Annotated in this window: 15 protein-coding genes; 6 read left to right on the forward strand and 9 right to left on the reverse strand. The window is 72.0% G+C overall.

Features of this window, described 5'->3' with window-relative positions; genetic code table 11:
- Positions 1-33 precede the first annotated feature (33 nt).
- The 9 genes from FZ046_RS19870 to FZ046_RS19910 all read right to left on the reverse strand — a co-directional run bounded on the left by FZ046_RS19870 (position 34) and on the right by FZ046_RS19910 (position 12599).
- Positions 34-2262: a vWA domain-containing protein gene (locus tag FZ046_RS19870; protein WP_070355181.1), complete on the reverse strand. Its 2229-nt coding sequence runs from the start codon at positions 2260-2262 to the stop codon at positions 34-36.
- 81 nt (positions 2263-2343) lie between these two features.
- Positions 2344-4560, reverse strand: a complete 2217-nt coding sequence (locus FZ046_RS19875) for a malate synthase G (protein WP_070355180.1) — start codon at positions 4558-4560, stop codon at positions 2344-2346.
- A gap of 29 nt (positions 4561-4589) precedes the next feature.
- Complete coding sequence (locus FZ046_RS19880; protein WP_070355179.1) at positions 4590-5522, reverse strand: 3-methyladenine DNA glycosylase; 933 nt, start codon at positions 5520-5522, stop codon at positions 4590-4592.
- The gene (locus tag FZ046_RS19885; RefSeq protein WP_070355178.1) at positions 5515-6567 is read right to left on the reverse strand and encodes a hemolysin family protein; all 1053 of its coding nucleotides are present in this window, start codon (positions 6565-6567) and stop codon (positions 5515-5517) included. The genes FZ046_RS19880 and FZ046_RS19885 overlap by 8 nt, the downstream gene beginning before the upstream one ends.
- Positions 6567-7994, reverse strand: a complete 1428-nt coding sequence (locus tag FZ046_RS19890; protein WP_083298466.1) for a hemolysin family protein — start codon at positions 7992-7994, stop codon at positions 6567-6569. Before FZ046_RS19890 ends, FZ046_RS19885 begins: the two co-directional genes overlap by 1 nt.
- A 257-nt stretch (positions 7995-8251) precedes the next feature.
- The gene (locus FZ046_RS19895; RefSeq protein WP_149484301.1) at positions 8252-9688 is read right to left on the reverse strand and encodes a GuaB1 family IMP dehydrogenase-related protein; all 1437 of its coding nucleotides are present in this window, start codon (positions 9686-9688) and stop codon (positions 8252-8254) included.
- An 18-nt stretch (positions 9689-9706) separates the two neighbouring features.
- Entirely contained in the window at positions 9707-11104 is a 1398-nt protein-coding gene (gene gndA, locus FZ046_RS19900; protein WP_246183075.1) for an NADP-dependent phosphogluconate dehydrogenase, read from the reverse strand.
- A gap of 113 nt (positions 11105-11217) precedes the next feature.
- Positions 11218-12171 (reverse strand): M56 family metallopeptidase, encoded by a 954-nt coding sequence (locus FZ046_RS19905; RefSeq protein WP_070355176.1) that lies wholly within the window; start codon positions 12169-12171, stop codon positions 11218-11220.
- 14 nt (positions 12172-12185) lie between these two features.
- Entirely contained in the window at positions 12186-12599 is a 414-nt protein-coding gene (locus FZ046_RS19910) for a BlaI/MecI/CopY family transcriptional regulator (RefSeq protein ID WP_070355175.1), read from the reverse strand.
- A gap of 211 nt (positions 12600-12810) precedes the next feature.
- Here FZ046_RS19910 and FZ046_RS19915 point away from each other — a divergent pair, with 211 nt between their 5' ends.
- From FZ046_RS19915 to FZ046_RS19940, 6 genes are all read left to right on the forward strand, one after another.
- Positions 12811-13590, forward strand: coding sequence for an iron reductase (locus FZ046_RS19915; protein ID WP_070355174.1), 780 nt, complete (start codon positions 12811-12813; stop codon positions 13588-13590).
- Positions 13591-13771: 181 nt separating this feature from the next.
- Positions 13772-14176, forward strand: a complete 405-nt coding sequence (locus FZ046_RS19920) for a PaaI family thioesterase (protein WP_070355173.1) — start codon at positions 13772-13774, stop codon at positions 14174-14176.
- A gap of 58 nt (positions 14177-14234) precedes the next feature.
- A complete protein-coding gene (locus FZ046_RS19925; protein WP_070355172.1) occupies positions 14235-14537 on the forward strand; it encodes an urease subunit gamma in 303 nt (100 codons plus the stop codon).
- Positions 14538-14548: 11 nt separating this feature from the next.
- On the forward strand, positions 14549-14881 hold the full coding sequence (locus FZ046_RS19930; RefSeq protein WP_070355171.1) for an urease subunit beta: 333 nt from the start codon (positions 14549-14551) through the stop codon (positions 14879-14881).
- On the forward strand, positions 14878-16599 hold the full coding sequence (locus FZ046_RS19935) for an urease subunit alpha (RefSeq protein ID WP_070355170.1): 1722 nt from the start codon (positions 14878-14880) through the stop codon (positions 16597-16599). Before FZ046_RS19930 ends, FZ046_RS19935 begins: the two co-directional genes overlap by 4 nt.
- A 16-nt stretch (positions 16600-16615) precedes the next feature.
- On the forward strand, positions 16616-17260 hold the full coding sequence (locus tag FZ046_RS19940) for an urease accessory protein UreF (protein WP_070355169.1): 645 nt from the start codon (positions 16616-16618) through the stop codon (positions 17258-17260).
- The last annotated feature ends 1 nt before the right edge of the window (position 17261 follow it).

The following is a 17261-nucleotide window of genomic DNA, read 5'->3' on the forward strand; positions in this document are numbered from 1 at the left end:
GCGCCGCCGCGCCGGACCGGCGCGGCGGCGGGATCAGCCCAGGGCTGCGGTCAGCGCGGTCTGCAGGTCGGGCGCGGTGGAGTCGGCGACGTTGGTGTACGTGCCACCGGTGATCTGGCTGACCGACTCCCACGACGACCGGTCCGGGTCGGCGCCGAAGTCGACGACGTTGATCGCGACGGGGCGCGCCTGCTGGAACGCCGAGCGGACGTAGTCTTGGAGGCCCGCGCCGTCCAGGGACTGGTCGGTGTGCGGTCCTGCGGTGAGCACCAGCACCGAGTTCGGTTGTCCCTCGCGGTAATTGGCGTTGGCCTCGGTGTACAGCAGACGCAGCGTGGTGAACGACACCGCGCCGCCACCCGAGGCGGTCTGCCCGCGCAGGTTGCCGGCCAGCGCCTCCGAGCGCGGAGTGCCGCCGACGGGATCGCCCAGCGGTCCCAGCGGCACCTCCGAGCGGCCGGCGACGCCGTCGAACGTCCACAGCCCCACGGCGGCGGTCGGCGGCAGCGCGGCGAGCCGGTCGGCGAGCGCGGCGGTCACGTTGGCGAGCCGGCTGCGGCCGCCCTCCTCGGTGTTCATCGACTGGTCGAGCATGATCGTCACGGCCGGGTTCGCGGCGGGGGAGGCGACGGCGTCGGCCAGCGTCGCCCGGGTGGCCGCATCGCCGACGGCGACCGGCGCGGGCAGTGCACCGTAGTCGGTGACGTCGCTGTCCGGCGGCGTGGTGCCGTCGGCGCGGAAGCCGGCCTCGGCGAGGTCGGCGAGCGCCTCGGGCTTGCGCAGGAAGCGGGCGAACTCGCTGGCGGCGCCGACCTGTTCTTGAGCCAGCCAGTCACCCGACAGCAGCACGGTGGGGTAGTCGGCGATCGCCGCGCCGCCCGCGGGCAGCCAGGCGGCGAGGCGGTCCTTCGCCTCCGGCGAGGACGCGGCCCGGGCCACGAGTTGCTGCTCGGTGGCGGCCACCGCATGCACCGGTGAGGTGGCCGGGTCGCCGTTGGAGAGCAGCGCGTCCATCGCCGTGCCGGCGTCGGCGTCGGCGAGCTGGGGTTGACGGCCGACGAGCGTGCTGATCGCCGAGGCGCCCGCGGTGGCGGGCGCACCGGCCGGCGCGGTGCCGATGGCGGCGGCCTCGGCGGCCAGCGCGGAGGCATCGGCGTCGCCGGTGCGGGGCAGCGCCAGGCGCAGGTTGCCCCAGCCGGGCAGGTTCAGCCCGTCCAGGCCCGTCGGGTTCGCTTGCAGTCCGGGCAGGTTCGCCCAGGTCTGCTGACCGAGGGCGGTCTTCAGTTCGGGGCGCACGGCGAGCATCACCGGTGAGGTGACCAGGGACCGGCTGTCGCTGACCGTCTGCGCGCCGGACGCCGCCTCCAGCCGGGACTCCGAGAGCGAACTCGCCGGGATCCACAGCGCGGGGCGGCCGCCGAGGTCGCCGGGCCACGTGCCCGCGAAGCCGTCGAGCACCCGGTCGGACCCGGCGGGCGTGACGCCCACCTTGACGCACTTGTCTCCGACCGGGGCGGCGTTCTGGTTGTACTGGTCGGCCAGCGTGCGGACCTGGTCGGCGATGGACGGGTCGGCGACCACCGCGACGGCCACCTCGCCCTCGACGCACCGGGCCGCCGACACCTGCGAGCGGTTGGACAGCGCATCGCCGAAGAAGCGCCACGCGATGATGCCGCCGACCACGACGACGACGGTGACGAGCGCGACGATCACGCCGACGCTGACGCCGCGGCGCGCCGGCTGCACGGCCCGGTGGCTGCCGGTCCACTCGCCGCCGTCCCAGGAGCCGGTGTGTTGCGGTCCGGCCGGCGGCCGCGGCGGCGTCGCGGCGAACGCCGTGGTCGGCGACTCGTCGGCGTCGGCCGGTATTCGGGCCTCGGGGCCCGCGGCGCGGCCGGGGTCGACCGGCCCGGCGTCGACGGCGTCGTCAGCAGCGTCGTCGTAGCGGGCGTCGCGTTCGGCCTGCCAGTAGGCATCGTCGCGGTAGTCCGGTTCGTCACGGTAGTCCGGTTCGTCGCCGTAGCCCGCCTGGTCCGGGTCGTCCGGTTCCAGTGTCGGCCGCTCGAACCACGGCACGTCCTGTTCCGGCTCGTCCGCCGCAGTGTCGGGCTCCACGCCGAAACCGGTTGTCGGCGCCTCGGATTCGCCATGACGCCCGGTGATCGACCCGGTGTCGCCGGACGCGTCGCCGCCGAACCCCGGTTCGGGATCCGGACGGCGATCGTCGGAGTCGTCGGGATCGGGAACGCTGTGCCTGCCCATCCCTAGACCCCGTCCTCCTCGCGCTCGTCGGTCACTCGGCCGTGCCGCAGTGGCTCGTCATCCGGTTCGTCGGCAGTCTAGTCACTGCCCGGCGTGACGCGCCTTGAACTCCCGGCGGCGGCGATGCAGGATCGGCTCGGTGTAGCCGTTGGGCTGCGCCGCGCCCGCGAGGATGAGTTCCTGGGCCGCCTCGAACGCGACGCTGGCCTCGGGGTCCGGTGCCATCGGCAGGTAGCTGGCGTCCTTGGCGTTCTGCTCGTCGACCACGGCCGCCATCCGGCGCAGGCTCGCCTTCACGTCGTCCTCGGTGATCACGCCGTGCCGCAACCAGTTCGCGAGCAACTGGCTCGAGATGCGCAGCGTCGCGCGGTCCTCCATCAGCGCCACGTCGTGGATGTCGGGCACCTTGGAGCAACCGACGCCGGCGTCCACCCAGCGCACCACGTAGCCGAGGATCGACTGGCAGTTGTTGTCGAGTTCCTCGCGGATCTCCTCGGGCGCCCAGGCGAGTTCCTTCGCCACCGGGATGGTCAGCAGGTCGTCGACGGTGCCGCGTCGCGTGCCCGCGAGTTCCTGCTGCACCGCGAACACGTCGACCTGGTGATAGTGCATGGCGTGCAGGGTCGCGGCGGTCGGCGAGGGCACCCACGCCGTGGTGGCGCCGGCCTTCGGCTGACCGATCTTCTGCTCGACCATGTCCGCCATCAACTCGGTCATGGCCCACATGCCCTTGCCGATCTGTGCGCGACCACTCAGCCCGGTCTCCAGGCCGATGTCGACGTTCGCATCCTCGTACGCCTTGATCCAGGCGGTCGACTTCATGGCGCCCTTGCGGATCATCGGGCCGGCCTCCATCGACGTGTGGATCTCGTCGCCGGTGCGGTCCAGGAAGCCGGTGTTGATGAAGACGACGCGGTCGGCCGCGGCCTTGATGCACGCCTTGAGGTTCAGCGTGGTGCGTCGCTCCTCGTCCATGATGCCGACCTTGAGGGTGGCCTCGGGGAGGCCGAGGACGTCCTCGACGCGGCTGAACAGCTCGCAGGTGAACGCGACTTCGTCGGGGCCGTGCATCTTGGGCTTCACGATGTAGACCGACCCGGTCCGGCTGTTGGCGTGCGGCCCGTTGTCGTCGCTCTCCTTGAGCCCGTGCATGGCGATGAGGCCGGTGAACAGCGCGTCCTGGATGCCCTCGGGCACCTCGGCGTCGTCGTCGCCCATGACGATGGCGTCGTTGGTCATCAGGTGGCCGACGTTGCGGACGAACAGCAGGCTGCGCCCCGGCAGCGTCACCTCTCCGCCGTCGGGGGCGGTGTAGGTGCGGTCGTCGTTCAGCACGCGGGTGAACGTCTCGCCGCCCTTGGCGACCTCCTCGGACAGGTCACCGCGGTTGAGGCCCAGCCAGTTCCGGTAGCCGAGCACCTTGTCCTCGGCGTCGACCGCCGCGACGGAGTCCTCGAAGTCCATGATCGTGGTGATCGCGGACTCCAGCACGACGTCCTTGATGCCGGCCCGGTCGGTCTTGCCGATGGGGGACTCCGGGTCGATGAGGATCTCGACGTGCAGGCCGTTGTGGGCCAGCAGCACCGACGTCGGCGCGTCCGGCTCGCCCAGGTAGCCGGTGAAGGCGGCCGTGTCGGCCAGCCCGGTGGTCTCGCCGTCACCGCGTGCGACGACGACCGTGGCGGGCGAGGAGGAGGCGTCGACGGTGACGGCGGTGATGTCGGACCAGGAGCCCGACGCGAGCGGCACGGCCTCGTCGAGGAAGGTGCGGGCGTAGGCGATCACCTTGTCGCCGCGCACCCGGTTGTAGCTGGTGCCCTTCTCGGCGCCGTCGCTCTCCGGGATGACGTCGGTGCCGTACAGCGCGTCGTACAGCGAACCCCACCGCGCATTCGCCGCGTTGAGCGCGAACCGGGCGTTGAGGATCGGCACCACCAGCTGGGGACCGGCGGTGCGGGTGATCTCGTCGTCCACGCCGGACGTCGTGATCGTGAAGTCCTCCGGCTCGGGCAGCAGGTAGCCGATGTCGGTCAGGAAGGTCTTGTAGTCCTCGCGGAACTTGGCGTCGTCGACCGAGTCGAGGACGCGCTGCCGGTGCCACTTGTCGATCTGCGCCTGCAGGTCGTCGCGGCGGGCCAGCAGGTCCTGGTTCTTCGGAGCCAGATCGGTGACCACCTTGTCGACGCCGGCCCAGAAGCTGTCCTCGTCCAGGCCGGTGCCGGGCAGCGCCTCGCGGGTGATGAAGTCGTACAGCACCTTGGCGACCCGCAGATTGCCGACGGTCACGCGATCAGTCATGGTTCTCCTTCGAAAACGGTCGATCAAGCTTACCCGTGGGTAACGGTGGCCAACCCCGGACGCGTCCCGACCACGTCACCGTCGATGGCGGTGAGCAGCAGGTCACACCGCGCGGCCAGCGCGGACCGCAGCGGGGCGGCGCGGTCGGCGAGGTCCTGCTGCGCCCGGACGTAGGTCGCTCTCCCCGCCGGCGTCTCGACGGCGATGGGCGCGAACCCGAACGCGGTGAGGTCGTATGGGCTCGCCCGCATGTCGATCTCCCGGGCGGCGCCGGCGAGGTCCAGGCAGTCGAGCAGGAGTTCGCCGTCGACGAGCGGACCGAGCTTGTAGGCCCACTTGTAGAGGTCCATCGCGGCGTGCACGCACCCGGGTTGCTCGCTGGCGATCTGCCCGGCGCGGGTGAGCGCCGTCGCGTTGCGTGGCGCGGCCGCCTCGGTGAAGAAGCGGTAGGCGTCGAAGTGGCTGCAGCGCAACGGCATCGACTCCACGACGGCGTCGGTGCCGGACGGGCCGAGCCGCAGCGGCACCTGACCGTGGCGCACCTCGGGCGTGCGGTAGACCATGGCCCACTCGTGCAGCCCGAAGCAGTTGAGCCGCGGGGCCCGCCCGGCCGTGGCGCGCAGCAGCTCCGCGACGAACGCGACGGTCTCGCGCCGACCCCGGAGGTAGGCGACGTCGACGCCGACGGTGCCGTCGTCGGCCGCCGCGTAGCCGGTGCGGGCGGCGAACCGCCCGGCCGCGGCGCCGGCGAGGCGCATCCCGTAGCCGGGATGCCAGCGGCGCAGCTGGCGCGGGCGCAGGCTGTAGTAGGTGAACAGGAAGTCCCACACCGGATGGGCCTCGTCGCGGGCCGCACGCTCCTGGTGGGGCAGCACGAAGCGGTCGGCCCGCGCGACGTGCCGCTGCTCGCGTGCGGTCCACTCCGGCTCGGACAGCACCCCGGACGCCACCAGGTCAGACACGGTGCGTCCCGTCGCGCACCGTCCCCACCAGATCCTCGACGAGGTCCTCGAGCGCCACCATCGCGGTGACCCGCCCGTCGGTGGTGACCAGCGCGAGATGGCTGTTGTCGCGCCGCAGCCGGGACAGCGCCACGGGCAGCGGCTGGGAGGACGGCACCGTCGGCAGCGCACGCACGAGGTCCGCGTCGACGACGGCCGCCGGGTCGTTGATCAGCGACAGCACGTCCTTGATGTGCACGTAGCCGGTGTAGGCGCCGGAGGCGTCGCTGACCGGGAACCGGGAGTAGCCGGTCTCGGCGAGCGCCTCCTCGATCGCCGCGACCGTGGGGCCGCGGCCGGGCGCTGCCATCGGCACCGCCCGGATCTGAGCGAGCGGGATGGCGACGTCGTCGACGACCCGGGTGCGGATCTGCAGCGCGCGAGTGAGGCGGCCGTGCTCCTCGGGGTCGAGCAGACCCTCCGACAGCGATTCGGCGATCATCTCGGACAGCTCGACCGTCGACACGGTGACGTCGAGTTCGTCCTTGGGTTCCACGCGCAGCGCACGCAGCGTCGTGTTGGCGCACCAGTTGTAGAAGGCGATGAACGGCCGCGCGAGCCGGATGTACACCAGGTACACCGGGATGAGCAGCATCGCCGCCGACTCCGGACCGGCGATGGCGATGTTCTTGGGCACCATCTCGCCGAGCAGCACGTGCAGCGTCACCACGACGCCGAGCGCGATGAGGAACGACACGGTGTGCAGCACCGAGTCCGGGATGCCCAGCGCGCCGAACGGCTTCTCCAGCAGGTGCGCCACGGCGGGCTCGCCGACGCGGCCGAGCAGGATCGAACACAGCGTGATGCCGAGCTGGGCGCCGGCGAGCATGAGCGACAGCCGCTCACCGGCCTTGATCACCGTGACGGCGCTCTTCTTGCCCTGCTCGGCGAGCGCCTCGAGGCGGTCGCGGCGCGCGGAGATCAGCGCGAACTCCGAGCCGACGAAGAACGCGTTGAGGGCCAGCAGCACCGCGGTCAGCAGCACGCCGAAGACGTCGCCGCCCATCAGGCGTCACCCGCCTCGTCGGCGCGGCCGCCGGCGTCGCTCGGCTCGGGAGTCCCGGACCCGCCCGGGTCGCTTGCATCGTCGTCGGCGCGGCGGCCGAGCTTCACCAGCTCCAGCAGGTCGATGCGCCGGCCGTCCATCTGCAGCACGGTGGCCTGCCAGCGCACCGGGTCGTCGAGCGGCCCGTCCGGGTCGAACTCGGTGAGTTCGACGGTCTCGCCCGGCTCGGGGATGTGCCCGAGTTCCTGCAGCACCAGCCCGCCGATGGTCTCGTAGTCGCCCTCGGCGGGGCGGAACGGCGTCTCGGTGTCCACCTCGTCGATGCGCAGCAGCCCGGACACCTGCCAGCCGTCACGCGACTCGACCACGTCGGGCGTCGCGTCGTCGTGCTCGTCGCGGACGTCGCCCACGATCTCCTCGATGAGGTCCTCGACGGTCACCATGCCCGCGGTGCCGCCGTATTCGTCGACCACCAGCGCGGTCTGCAGTCCGTTGGCGCGGATCTCGGTCATCACCGCGTCGCCGTCCAACGTCGACGGCACGGTCGCCACCGGCAGGGCGAGCCCGGCCAACCGGGTGCGCGGACGGTCGGCGACCGGCACCGTGAACACCTGCTTGACGTGCACGATGCCGATGGTCTCGTCGAGATCGCCCTCGACGATGGGGAACCGCGAGTACCCGGTGTCCATGGCCTTGAGGAGCAGGTCGGCGACGGTGTCGTCGGCGGCCAGCGCCTCGACCTTGGAGCGCGGCGTCATGAGTTCCTCGGCGGTGCGCTCGCCGAACTTCAGCGAGCGGTCGACCAGGTCGGCGGTGCCGGCGTCCAGCGAGCCGCTCTGCTTGGAGTTGCGGACCAGCGACACCAACTCCTGCGGTGAGCGCGCCGAGCGCAGCTCCTCGGCGGGTTCGATGCCGAGCCGGCGCAGGATCCAGTTCGCCGTGCCGTTGGTGACGTTGATGGCGTAGGTGAGCAGCTTGGAGAACCACCACTGGAACGGCGCCGCGAAACGCGCCGTCTCCGAGGGCTTGGCGACGGCGAGGTTCTTCGGCACCAGCTCGCCGAACACCATGGACAGCGACGTGGCGATGACCAGGGCGAGCACCAGGGCCACGCCGTCGACCATGGTGTCGGGCACCCCGACCGCGGTCAGCGGGGCGTGCAGCAGGCGCGCCACGACGGGCTCGGCGAGGTAGCCGGTGGCCAGCGTCGTGATGGAGATGCCGAGCTGGGCACCGGACAGCTGGAACGACAGCGTGCGGTGCGCCTTCTGCACCATGGCGTCGCGGCGGCCGCCGTTCTTGGCGTTGGTGTCCACGGTGCTGCGTTCGAGCGCGGTGAGCGAGAACTCCGCGGCGACGAACACGGCCGTGCCGAGCGTCAGCGCGATGATCGCGAGGACGCTCAGCAGGGTGACGGTGAGGGTCACGCGATCCCCGTCCGGTGGGCGCCGGGCACGGGGCCCGGCTTCCTACTGAGGGGTTCGGCGTCGGCCGGTGAGGCGGTGGGCGACTCGACGGGGGGCTGCTGACCACTACCGGCGCCCCATTCACCACCCGGGGTCACGGTGGGTGCCTGCGGCACGGGTTCCCTTTCGGTCGGAGACGGAAGTGTCCCTATGTTAGCCGAATCGCGGCACGTCAAACGCGCCCCCGCGGTCGGCACGGCACCGGCGGACGGTCCCGGTCACCACCCGGTGGGAAGCGGATGTCCCTCGGCGAACCCCGCCGCCGACTGCACGCCCAGAATGACTTCGTCGTGCAGTTCGCGCAGGTTCGCCGCGCCGACGTAGGTGCAGGTGCTGCGCACGCCGGACGTGATGTGGTCGAGCAGGTCCTCGACGCCGCCGCGGGCCGGATCGACGCTCATCCGCGACGAGGAGATGCCCTCCTCGAACAGGGCCTTGCGGGCACGGTCGAACTGCCCGTCCGACGCGGTGCGGGCGGCGACGGCGCGCTTGGACGCCATGCCGTAGCTCTCCTTGTACACCAGGCCGTCACGGTCGTAGAGCAGGTCGCCGGGGGACTCGTAGGTGCCCGCGAACCACGACCCGATCATGACGTTCGACGCGCCCGCCGCCAGCGCCAGCGCGACGTCGCGGGGGTGCCGGACGCCGCCGTCGGCCCACACGTGCGCGCCGAGTTGCCGTGCGGCGGCGCTGCATTCGACGACGGCGGAGAACTGCGGCCGGCCCACGCCGGTCATCATGCGGGTGGTGCACATGGCGCCGGGACCGACGCCGACCTTGACGATCGACGCGCCCGCGCTGATCAGGTCCCGCGTGCCCTCGGCCGACACCACGTTGCCCGCGGCGAGCGGCAGCCCGAGGTCGAGCGACGCGACGGCCTTGATGGCGTCGAGCATCTTCTCCTGGTGCCCGTGCGCGGTGTCGACGACGAGCACGTCGGCGCCCGCCTCGGCCAGCGCGCGGGCCTTCGTGGCCACGTCGCCGTTGATACCGACGGCGGCGGCGATCCGCAGCCGTCCGGAGGCGTCGACGGCCGGGGCGTAGATGCCGGCGCGCACCGCGCCGAGCCGGGTCAGGACGCCGGCGAGCGTGCCGTCGGGCTTGGTGAGCACGGCCACGTCGACCGGCGCGTGCTCGAGCCGGTCGAACACCTCGCGCGGATCGGTGCCGACGGGCGCGGTGACGAAGTCGGTGAGCGCGACGTCGCGGACCCGGGCGAAGCGGTCCACCCCGGTGCAGGACGCCTCGGTCACCAGGCCCACCGGCCGGTCGCCGTCCACGACCACCGCGGCGCCGTGCGCCCGCTTGTGGATGAGCGCGGTGGCGTCGGACACCGAGTCGTCCGGTGAGAGCACCACCGGGGTGTCGACGACGAGGTCGCGGCTCTTGACGAAGTCGACGGTCGCCGCGACCGCGCTGATCGGCAGGTCCTGTGGCAGCACGACGATCCCGCCGCGGCGCGCCACCGTCTCGGCCATCCGGCGCCCGGCGACCGCGGTCATGTTGGCGACCACCACCGGGATGGTGGTGCCGGTGCCGTCGACGGTGGACAGGTCGACGTCGAAGCGGGAGGTGACGTTCGACCGTCCGGGGACGACGAAGACGTCGTTGTAGGTCAGGTCGTAGGGCGGGTGGTGTCCCTCAAGGAATCTCACAGCAGCACACTCCTCGCCTCAGGCCTCCACCTCGGTGTGATCGCCGCTCCACAGCGTGTGGAAGCGCTTGTCGCGGTCGGTGTCGATGCGGCCGTAGGTGTGCGCGCCGAAGAAGTCGCGCAGACCCTGGGTGAGCGCCGCGGGCAGCCGCTCGGTGCGCAGGCCGTCGTAGTAGGACAGCGCCGAGGAGAAGCCCGGGATCGGGATGCCCAGCTCGGTCGCGGTCACCACGACGCGGCGCCAGCTGTCGATGGCCGCCTCGATGGCGTCGCGGAAGTACGGCGCCACGATCAGCGTCGGCAGGTCGGCGTTCTCGTCGAACGCCTCGGTGATCCGGTTGAGGAACTTGGCCCGGATGATGCAGCCGCCGCGCCAGATCCGCGCCATGTCGCCGGGCGCGATGTTCCAGTCGTATTCGGAGCTGCCGGCCTGGATCTGGTTGAAGCCCTGGGCGTAGGCGATGATCTTCGACGCGTACAGCGCCTGCCGGATGTCCTCGGTGAACCGCTCGGCGTCGTCGGGCTTGGCGCCGAGGTCGCCGGACGCCAACCCGGTGGTGGCCTGGCGCTGGGCCACCGACCCCGACAGCGCGCGGGCGAACACCGCCTCGGCGATGCCGGTCACGGGCACGCCCAGGTCGAGCGCGGACTTCACCGTCCAGCGGCCGGTGCCCTTCTGCTCGGCCTCGTCGAGGATGACGTCGACCAGCGGCTTGCCGGTCTTCTCGTCGTTCTGCCGCAGCACCTTGGCGGTGATCTCGACCAGGAAGCTGTCCAGGTCGCCCTTGTTCCACTCGTCGAAGACGTCGGCGATCTCGCCGGCACTCTTGCCGAGGCCGTCGCGCAGCAGCTGGTAGGCCTCGCCGATGAGCTGCATGTCGGAGTACTCGATGCCGTTGTGCACCATCTTCACGAAGTGCCCGGCACCGTCGGGGCCGATGTGGGTGCAGCAGGGCACGCCGTCGACGTGCGCGGAGATCTCCTCCAGCAGCGGGCCGAGCGACTCGTAGGACTCCTTGGGGCCGCCGGGCATGATCGACGGGCCGTTGAGCGCGCCCTCCTCGCCGCCGGAGATGCCGGCGCCGACGAAGTGCAGGCCGCGCTCGCGGATGGCCTTCTCACGGCGGATGGTGTCGGTGTAGAGCGCGTTGCCGCCGTCGATGATGATGTCGCCGGGCTCCATCGCGTCGGCGAGCTCGTTGATCACCGCGTCGGTGGGGTCGCCGGCCTTGACCATGATGATGACGCGCCGCGGCTTCTCCAGCGCGTCGAGGAACTCCTCGATGGTCTCGCTGCGGACGAACTTCCCCTCGGACCCGTGCTGCTCGAGCAGCGCGTCGGTCTTGGCGATCGACCGGTTGTGCAGGGCGACGGTGTAGCCGTGGTGGGCGAAGTTGCGGGCCAGGTTGGACCCCATCACCGCCAGTCCGGTGACGCCGATCTGTGCGGTTCCGGTGTTCTCAGACGGCACGGGCAGCCTTTCGTCGTGATGTCGTGGTGTCGAGGGATGTCGCGGGGACCGACGGCTGCTCAGGGCAACGCGGCGAGCAGCCGCTGTAGTTCGGTGAGCCAGGGCACCGCCACGGCGATGGTGGGCACCACCAGCACGGCCGCCGCGGCGGCGTACGCGCCGATCGCCAGCGCGATGCTGTTGGGCTTGCCGCCGAGTCGACGCACCCTGATGACGGTAGTGGGTCCGCCGGCGGCGAGCGCGCCGGACGGGGTGCGGCCCGAGGCGCAGGCGACCAACGCGCGGGCCAGGGGAGTGGGACCCGAGACGCGGACGGCGGCGTCGTCGGCGAGCAGTTCGATGAGCAGGCGCACCGCGTCCAGCGCGCTCGCGCTGCGGACGAAGCGCGGGAAGGCGGCATGGACCGCGGTGAACATCTCCAGGACCAGGTCGTGGCGGGCGCGCAGGTGGGCCTGCTCGTGGCCGAGGATGGCGGCGATCTCGGTGTCCTCGAGGGTCGTCAGCGTGCCCTGGCTGACCACGACGCGGCTGCGGACGCCGGGGAGGCAGTAGGCCAGCGGCTGTTCGACGTCGAGGATGCGCAGTCCGCTGGCCTTGGTACACACCGCGGGCGCGCGATCTCGCGAGCAGCTCACCAGGTCGACGAGCATGCGGTGGTGGGCGCGGCGGCGCCGGGTCGCGATGGCGACCTGCAGCACGGCGACGATCAGCCGCGCGCCGATGACCAGGGTGAGCGTGAAGACGGCGACGTAGAGCAGCCACAGCGGCCAGCCGAGCGCGTCGATCTCGCTGGTGATGGTGGCCGTGGGCCTGCCGTCCGGGCCGGGCACGAACAGCCGGGCCGCGATGGCGATGCCGGCACTGAAGGCCGACAGGACGGCGGCCAGGGCGACCGACTGCCACAGCACGATCGCCGCGCGCGGTGCCCGCATGGGCCACTTCGCCCGCGCCAGCAGCGCCGGCACCGGCCCGACGAGGGCCAGCGCGACGAGCGAGAAGGCCAGCGCGGACACGCTGCCAGTGTCCCTCAGTCGGTGCCCGAATTGCCAGCCGGTGCGGCAGTGTGTTTGGCCTCCAATTCGGCCAGGGCGCGGCGCAGCGCGGCCGCCTCGTCGGCGTTCACCCGCTCGACGAAGTGAACGAGTGCCGCCTCGCGGCTGCCGGAGTCGGCCGCCTGGTCCAGCGCGTCGACCATCAGGCCGGCGACCAGCTCGTCACGGCCGTGGGTGGGGGCGTAGCGGTGAGCGCGGTCGTCGCGGTGCTGGACGACGAGGTTCTTCTTCGCCAGCCGCTGCAGGACCGTCATGATCGTGGTGTAGGCGAGGTCGCGCCGCGCCGCCAGTGCCTCGTGCACCTGGCGCACGGTCTGAGGCTCGCGCGCGGACCACAGGTGGTCCATCACCTCGCGTTCGAGTTCCCCGAGTCGCGTCAACTTGGCCATATCCGTTCACTCTCCTGAGCAGTGCACTCAGGGTACTACGGGCTTACTACCGCGCGTCGTATCCGTTCGGTGCGCCCGTTCGGGACGCCCGTCCAGATGCCGACGACGCCGGTGGCGGCCCGGTTTCCCTCGTGTTGTGAGTCCAGTCACAGGGGGTTTCCCCTTCTGTCGACCCCACTATAGTAAGGCTTACCTAACTGAGGGAGATTCCATGACGGTGGTGGTCGACGACCCGCTGATCGCCCGCATGGCGATCCGGCGGATGCTTCCCCTGCACGAGTCCAGCCGGCGTCTGCGCGAGCTGTATCCCGAGTGCCCGCGCGTGTACGGCGTGGCGGTGATGGGCGACCTGTCGCGCCGCCGGTGGTGGCCGCTGGACGAGGCGCTCACCACCGATCGGCTGCAGACCATGTTCGACGCCGCGGTGGCCGAGACCGACAGCCGCGCCGCGGTCACCCAGCAGCTCGCGGCGACACTCGCCCACGTGGTCATCGGTCGCGTCATCCCGCTGCTCGCCCTCGAGGGCCGGGCCTGGGACACCGGCCTGGAGAACCTGTGGGTGCACGTCGACTCCGAGGGCGCCATCGACTGGGTGGGCGTCGTCGACCCCACCCTGCGCGTCCTGCCCGACGACCCGTACTTCGGCGGCCGGTCGGGCATGCGCTCGCCGCACGCCGCACGCGACCGCATCGTGGCACTGCCCAGCGAGGCCGCCCTGACGACGTGGGTGGCCCACCGCAGCCACCGCGCGCTGGAGCCGCTGTTCGACCGGCTGTACCGGGTGAGCGACGGCGCCGTGGCGCTGGCCACCATGTGGCACCTGGTCGGGGCGGCCGTCGTCGGCGCCTCCACCCAGATCCCGCTGCTGGCCCACTCCAGCGAGCTCACCAGCATGCGGCGCGGCCAGGCCGTGCTCGACGCCCTGGTCGGTTTCGGGGCGCCGGTGCGCGGCGCGGGCCGGACCCACCCGACGAAGGCCTTGCTTAATTAGGGCAGCCTTGCCTATCCTTTAGAAGAAGCACCGCTCCATCGAACCACCGGACCGCGCCGGAGTCCTGAGGGCTGCAGAGACCCCCGGTCCATTCGAAGGAAGGGCCCCGCATTCGTGCGGGGCCCTTCCGCTTTCCGCCGTCCCCGCGGGGTGTAGACACATGAGCGTGACGACTTCCGACATGCAGGCGTACGACGCCGGTTTCAGCGAGGTTCTCGGGCTCACCTACCTCGAGGCGACGCCCGACCGGGTCCGCGCGGAACTCACCATCAGCGACCGGCTGCTGCAGCCGCACGGCATCGTGCACGGTGGCGTCTACTGCTCGGTGATCGAGAGCGTCGCCAGCGTCTCGGCGGCCGTGTGGCTCGAATCCACCGGCGGCGGCCGCAACGTCGTCGGCGTCAACAACAACACCGACTTCCTGCGCGCCATCAAGGCCGGCGTCGTCACCGCGGTGTCCACCCCGATCCACCGGGGCCGGCGTCAGCAGCTGTGGATGGTCGAGATCGCCGGCGTCGACGGCCGTCTCGTCGCCCGCGGCCAGGTACGGCTGCAGAACCTGCCCGCCGACGCCCCCGGGGCCTGACCGGAGCGGTCCGCGCGTGCGCTGCTGACCGGCGCGGACCGTGGCAGGATCGCCGTCTATGCGATTGAGCCCGCACGAGCAGGAACGTCTGCTCATCTCCTACGCAGCGGAACTCGCGCGCCGCCGACGGGGCCGGGGCCTGCGGCTGAACCACCCGGAGACCGTCGCCGTCATCACCGACCACATCCTCGAGGGCGCCCGCGACGGCCGCACCGTCGCCGAACTGATGGCCAGCGGCCGCGAGGTGCTCACCCGCGACGACGTCATGACCGGCGTCCCCGAGATGCTGCCCGACGTCCAGGTCGAGGCGACGTTCCCGGACGGCACCAAGCTCGTCACCGTGCACCACCCGATTCCGTGAGGCCCACCCCGATGAGCGAGCAGACGTCCGTCATTCCCGGGGAGATCCTGTTCGGCGAGGGCGACATCGGCCTCAACGCCGGCGCACGGCGGCTCGACCTCGACGTCGTCAACACCGGCGACCGGCCCGTGCAGGTCGGCAGCCACGTGCACCTGCCGCAGGCCAACGCCGCCCTGGACTTCGACCGCACCGCCGCCCACGGCCACCGGCTCGACATCCCGGCCGGCACCGCGGTGCGGTTCGAACCGGGCGTCGCGCAACGCGTCTCGCTGGTTCCGCTGCGCGGCACCCGCGAGGTGCACGGCCTGTCACTGACCCCGCCGGGAAGGTTGGACGCCGAATGACCGAGTTGTCCCGCGAGCGGTACGCCGCGCTGTTCGGCCCGACGACCGGCGACCGCATCCGCCTCGCCGACACCGACCTGGTCATCGAGATCACCGAGGACCGCAGCGGCGGGCCGGGCCTGGCCGGCGACGAGGCGGTGTTCGGCGGCGGCAAGGTGCTGCGGGAATCGATGGGCCAGTCGCGCGCCACCCGCGCCGACGGCGCCCCCGACACCGTCATCACCGGTGCGGTGATCCTGGACTACTGGGGCATCGTCAAGGCCGACGTCGGCATCCGCGACGGGCGGATCGTCGCGATCGGCAAGGCCGGCAACCCCGACGTCATGTCGGGCGTGCACCCGGACCTGGTCGTCGGCCCGTCCACCGAGATCATCGCCGGCAACGGCCGCATCCTCACCGCCGGTGCGATCGACTGCCACGTCCACCTCATCTGCCCGCAGATCATGTCCGAGGCGCTCGGCGGCGGCATCACCACGATCGTCGCCGGCGGCACCGGACCGGCCGAGGGCAGCAAGGCCACCACCGTCACGCCCGGGTCGTGGCACCTGGCCCGCATGCTGGAGGCGCTCGACACCTGGCCGCTGAACGTGGCGCTGCTCGGCAAGGGCAACACGGTCTCGGCCGAGGCGATGTGGGAACAGTTGCGCGGCGGCGCAGCGGGTTTCAAGCTGCACGAGGACTGGGGCACCACCCCCGCCGCCATCGACGCGTGCCTGACGGTCGCCGACGCGGCGGGCGTGCAGGTCAACATCCACACCGACACGCTCAACGAGATGGCCTTCGTCGAGGACACGCTGGCCGCCATCAAGGGCCGCTCGATCCACGCCTACCACACCGAGGGCGCCGGGGGCGGGCACGCACCGGACATCATCACCGTCGCCTCGCACCCCAACGTGCTGCCGAGTTCCACGAATCCGACCCGCCCGCACACCGTCAACACCCTCGACGAGCACCTCGACATGCTCATGGTGTGCCACCACCTCAACCCGAGCGTCCCGGAGGACCTGGCCTTCGCCGAGAGCCGCATCCGGCCGTCGACGATCGCCGCGGAGGACCTGCTGCACGACCTCGGCGCGATCTCCATGATCGGCAGCGACGCCCAGGCGATGGGCCGCATCGGCGAGGTGGTGCTGCGCACCTGGCAGACCGCGCACGTGATGAAGCGGCGGCGCGGCGCGCTCGAGGGCGACGGTCGGGCCGACAACCACCGCGCGCGCCGCTACGTCGCCAAGTACACGATCTGCCCGGCCATCACGCACGGCATGGACGCCGAGATCGGCTCGGTCGAGGTGGGCAAGCTCGCCGACCTGGTGCTGTGGGAACCGGCGTTCTTCGGCGTCCGCCCGCACGCGGTGCTCAAGGGCGGGATGATCGCCTGGGCGGCGATGGGTGACGCCAACGCGTCCATCCCGACGCCGCAGCCGGTGCTCCCGCGGCCGATGTTCGGCGCCGCGCCCGCCGCCGCGGCGGCGACGTCGGTGCACTTCGTCGCCCCGCAGGCACTCGAGGACGGGCTCGCCGACCGGCTCGACGTGCGACGGCGCCTGGTCGCCGTCGGTGACGTGCGGCGGGTCGGCAAGGCCGACATGCCGCTCAACGACGCCCAGCCGGCCATCGAGGTCGACCCCGACACCTTCACCGTCCGCATCGACGGGCAGGTGTGGGCCGAGCAGCCCGCCGTCGAACTGCCGATGGCGCAGCGCTACTTCCTGTTCTGATGACGAGGCGCTGCTGATGTCCGGGCTCGCCGGCCTGGCCGAGCTGCTCGTGCTGTCCGACTCGCGGCTGCCGACCGGCGGGCACGTGCACTCCGGCGGCGTCGAGGAGGCGGTCACCAGCGGTCTGGTGACCGACCTGGACGGGCTGAGGGCGTTCCTCGTCCGGCGGATCCGTACCAGCGGCCTCGTCTCCGCCTCGGTCGCCGCCGCAGTGCACGCCGGCGTGCTGTCACTCGCCGACGCGGACGCCGAGACCGACGCGCGCACCCCCGCACCGGCGGCACGCGCCGCGTCCCGTGCGCAGGGCAGGGGGCTGGCCCGGCTGGCGCGACGGGTGTGGCCGGCGGCCGACTGGTCCGCTCTCGGCACCCGCCCGCACCTCGCGGTGGCGGCCGGCGCGGTGGGCGCGGCGGGCACGCTGACCCCGGAGCAGACGGCATTGTCGCTGGTCTACACGACGATGACCGGGTCGGCGACCGCCGCGCAGCGGCTGCTGGCGCTGGACCCCGGTGACGTCGCGGCGCTGACCTTCGCGCTGGTGCCGCTGTGCGAGCAGACCGCCGCCGCGGCGGCCAAGGAACTCGCCGACCTGTCCGACCCCCTGCTCGACGTGCTCGCCCAGCGGCACGCCGGGCGCGACCGACCGTTGTTCGTCTCCTGAA

Origin of the sequence: Mycolicibacterium grossiae, from assembly GCF_008329645.1 — a bacterium.
Lineage (GTDB): Bacteria > Actinomycetota > Actinomycetes > Mycobacteriales > Mycobacteriaceae > Mycobacterium > Mycobacterium grossiae.

Excerpts from the sequence above, each read along its gene's own strand:
- FZ046_RS19925 (WP_070355172.1), top strand. The coding sequence starts at position 14,235 with ATGCGATTGAGCCCGCACGAGCAGGAACGTCTGCTCATCTCCTACGCA.
- FZ046_RS19910 (WP_070355175.1), bottom strand. The coding sequence starts at position 12,599 with ATGGCCAAGTTGACGCGACTCGGGGAACTCGAACGCGAGGTGATGGAC.
- gndA (WP_246183075.1), bottom strand. The coding sequence starts at position 11,104 with ATGGGGTCCAACCTGGCCCGCAACTTCGCCCACCACGGCTACACCGTC.
- FZ046_RS19940 (WP_070355169.1), top strand. The coding sequence starts at position 16,616 with ATGTCCGGGCTCGCCGGCCTGGCCGAGCTGCTCGTGCTGTCCGACTCG.
- FZ046_RS19930 (WP_070355171.1), top strand. The coding sequence starts at position 14,549 with ATGAGCGAGCAGACGTCCGTCATTCCCGGGGAGATCCTGTTCGGCGAG.
- FZ046_RS19875 (WP_070355180.1), bottom strand. The coding sequence starts at position 4,560 with ATGACTGATCGCGTGACCGTCGGCAATCTGCGGGTCGCCAAGGTGCTG.
- FZ046_RS19870 (WP_070355181.1), bottom strand. The coding sequence starts at position 2,262 with ATGGGCAGGCACAGCGTTCCCGATCCCGACGACTCCGACGATCGCCGT.
- FZ046_RS19915 (WP_070355174.1), top strand. The coding sequence starts at position 12,811 with ATGACGGTGGTGGTCGACGACCCGCTGATCGCCCGCATGGCGATCCGG.
- FZ046_RS19935 (WP_070355170.1), top strand. The coding sequence starts at position 14,878 with ATGACCGAGTTGTCCCGCGAGCGGTACGCCGCGCTGTTCGGCCCGACG.
- FZ046_RS19920 (WP_070355173.1), top strand. The coding sequence starts at position 13,772 with ATGCAGGCGTACGACGCCGGTTTCAGCGAGGTTCTCGGGCTCACCTAC.
- FZ046_RS19885 (WP_070355178.1), bottom strand. The coding sequence starts at position 6,567 with ATGGGCGGCGACGTCTTCGGCGTGCTGCTGACCGCGGTGCTGCTGGCC.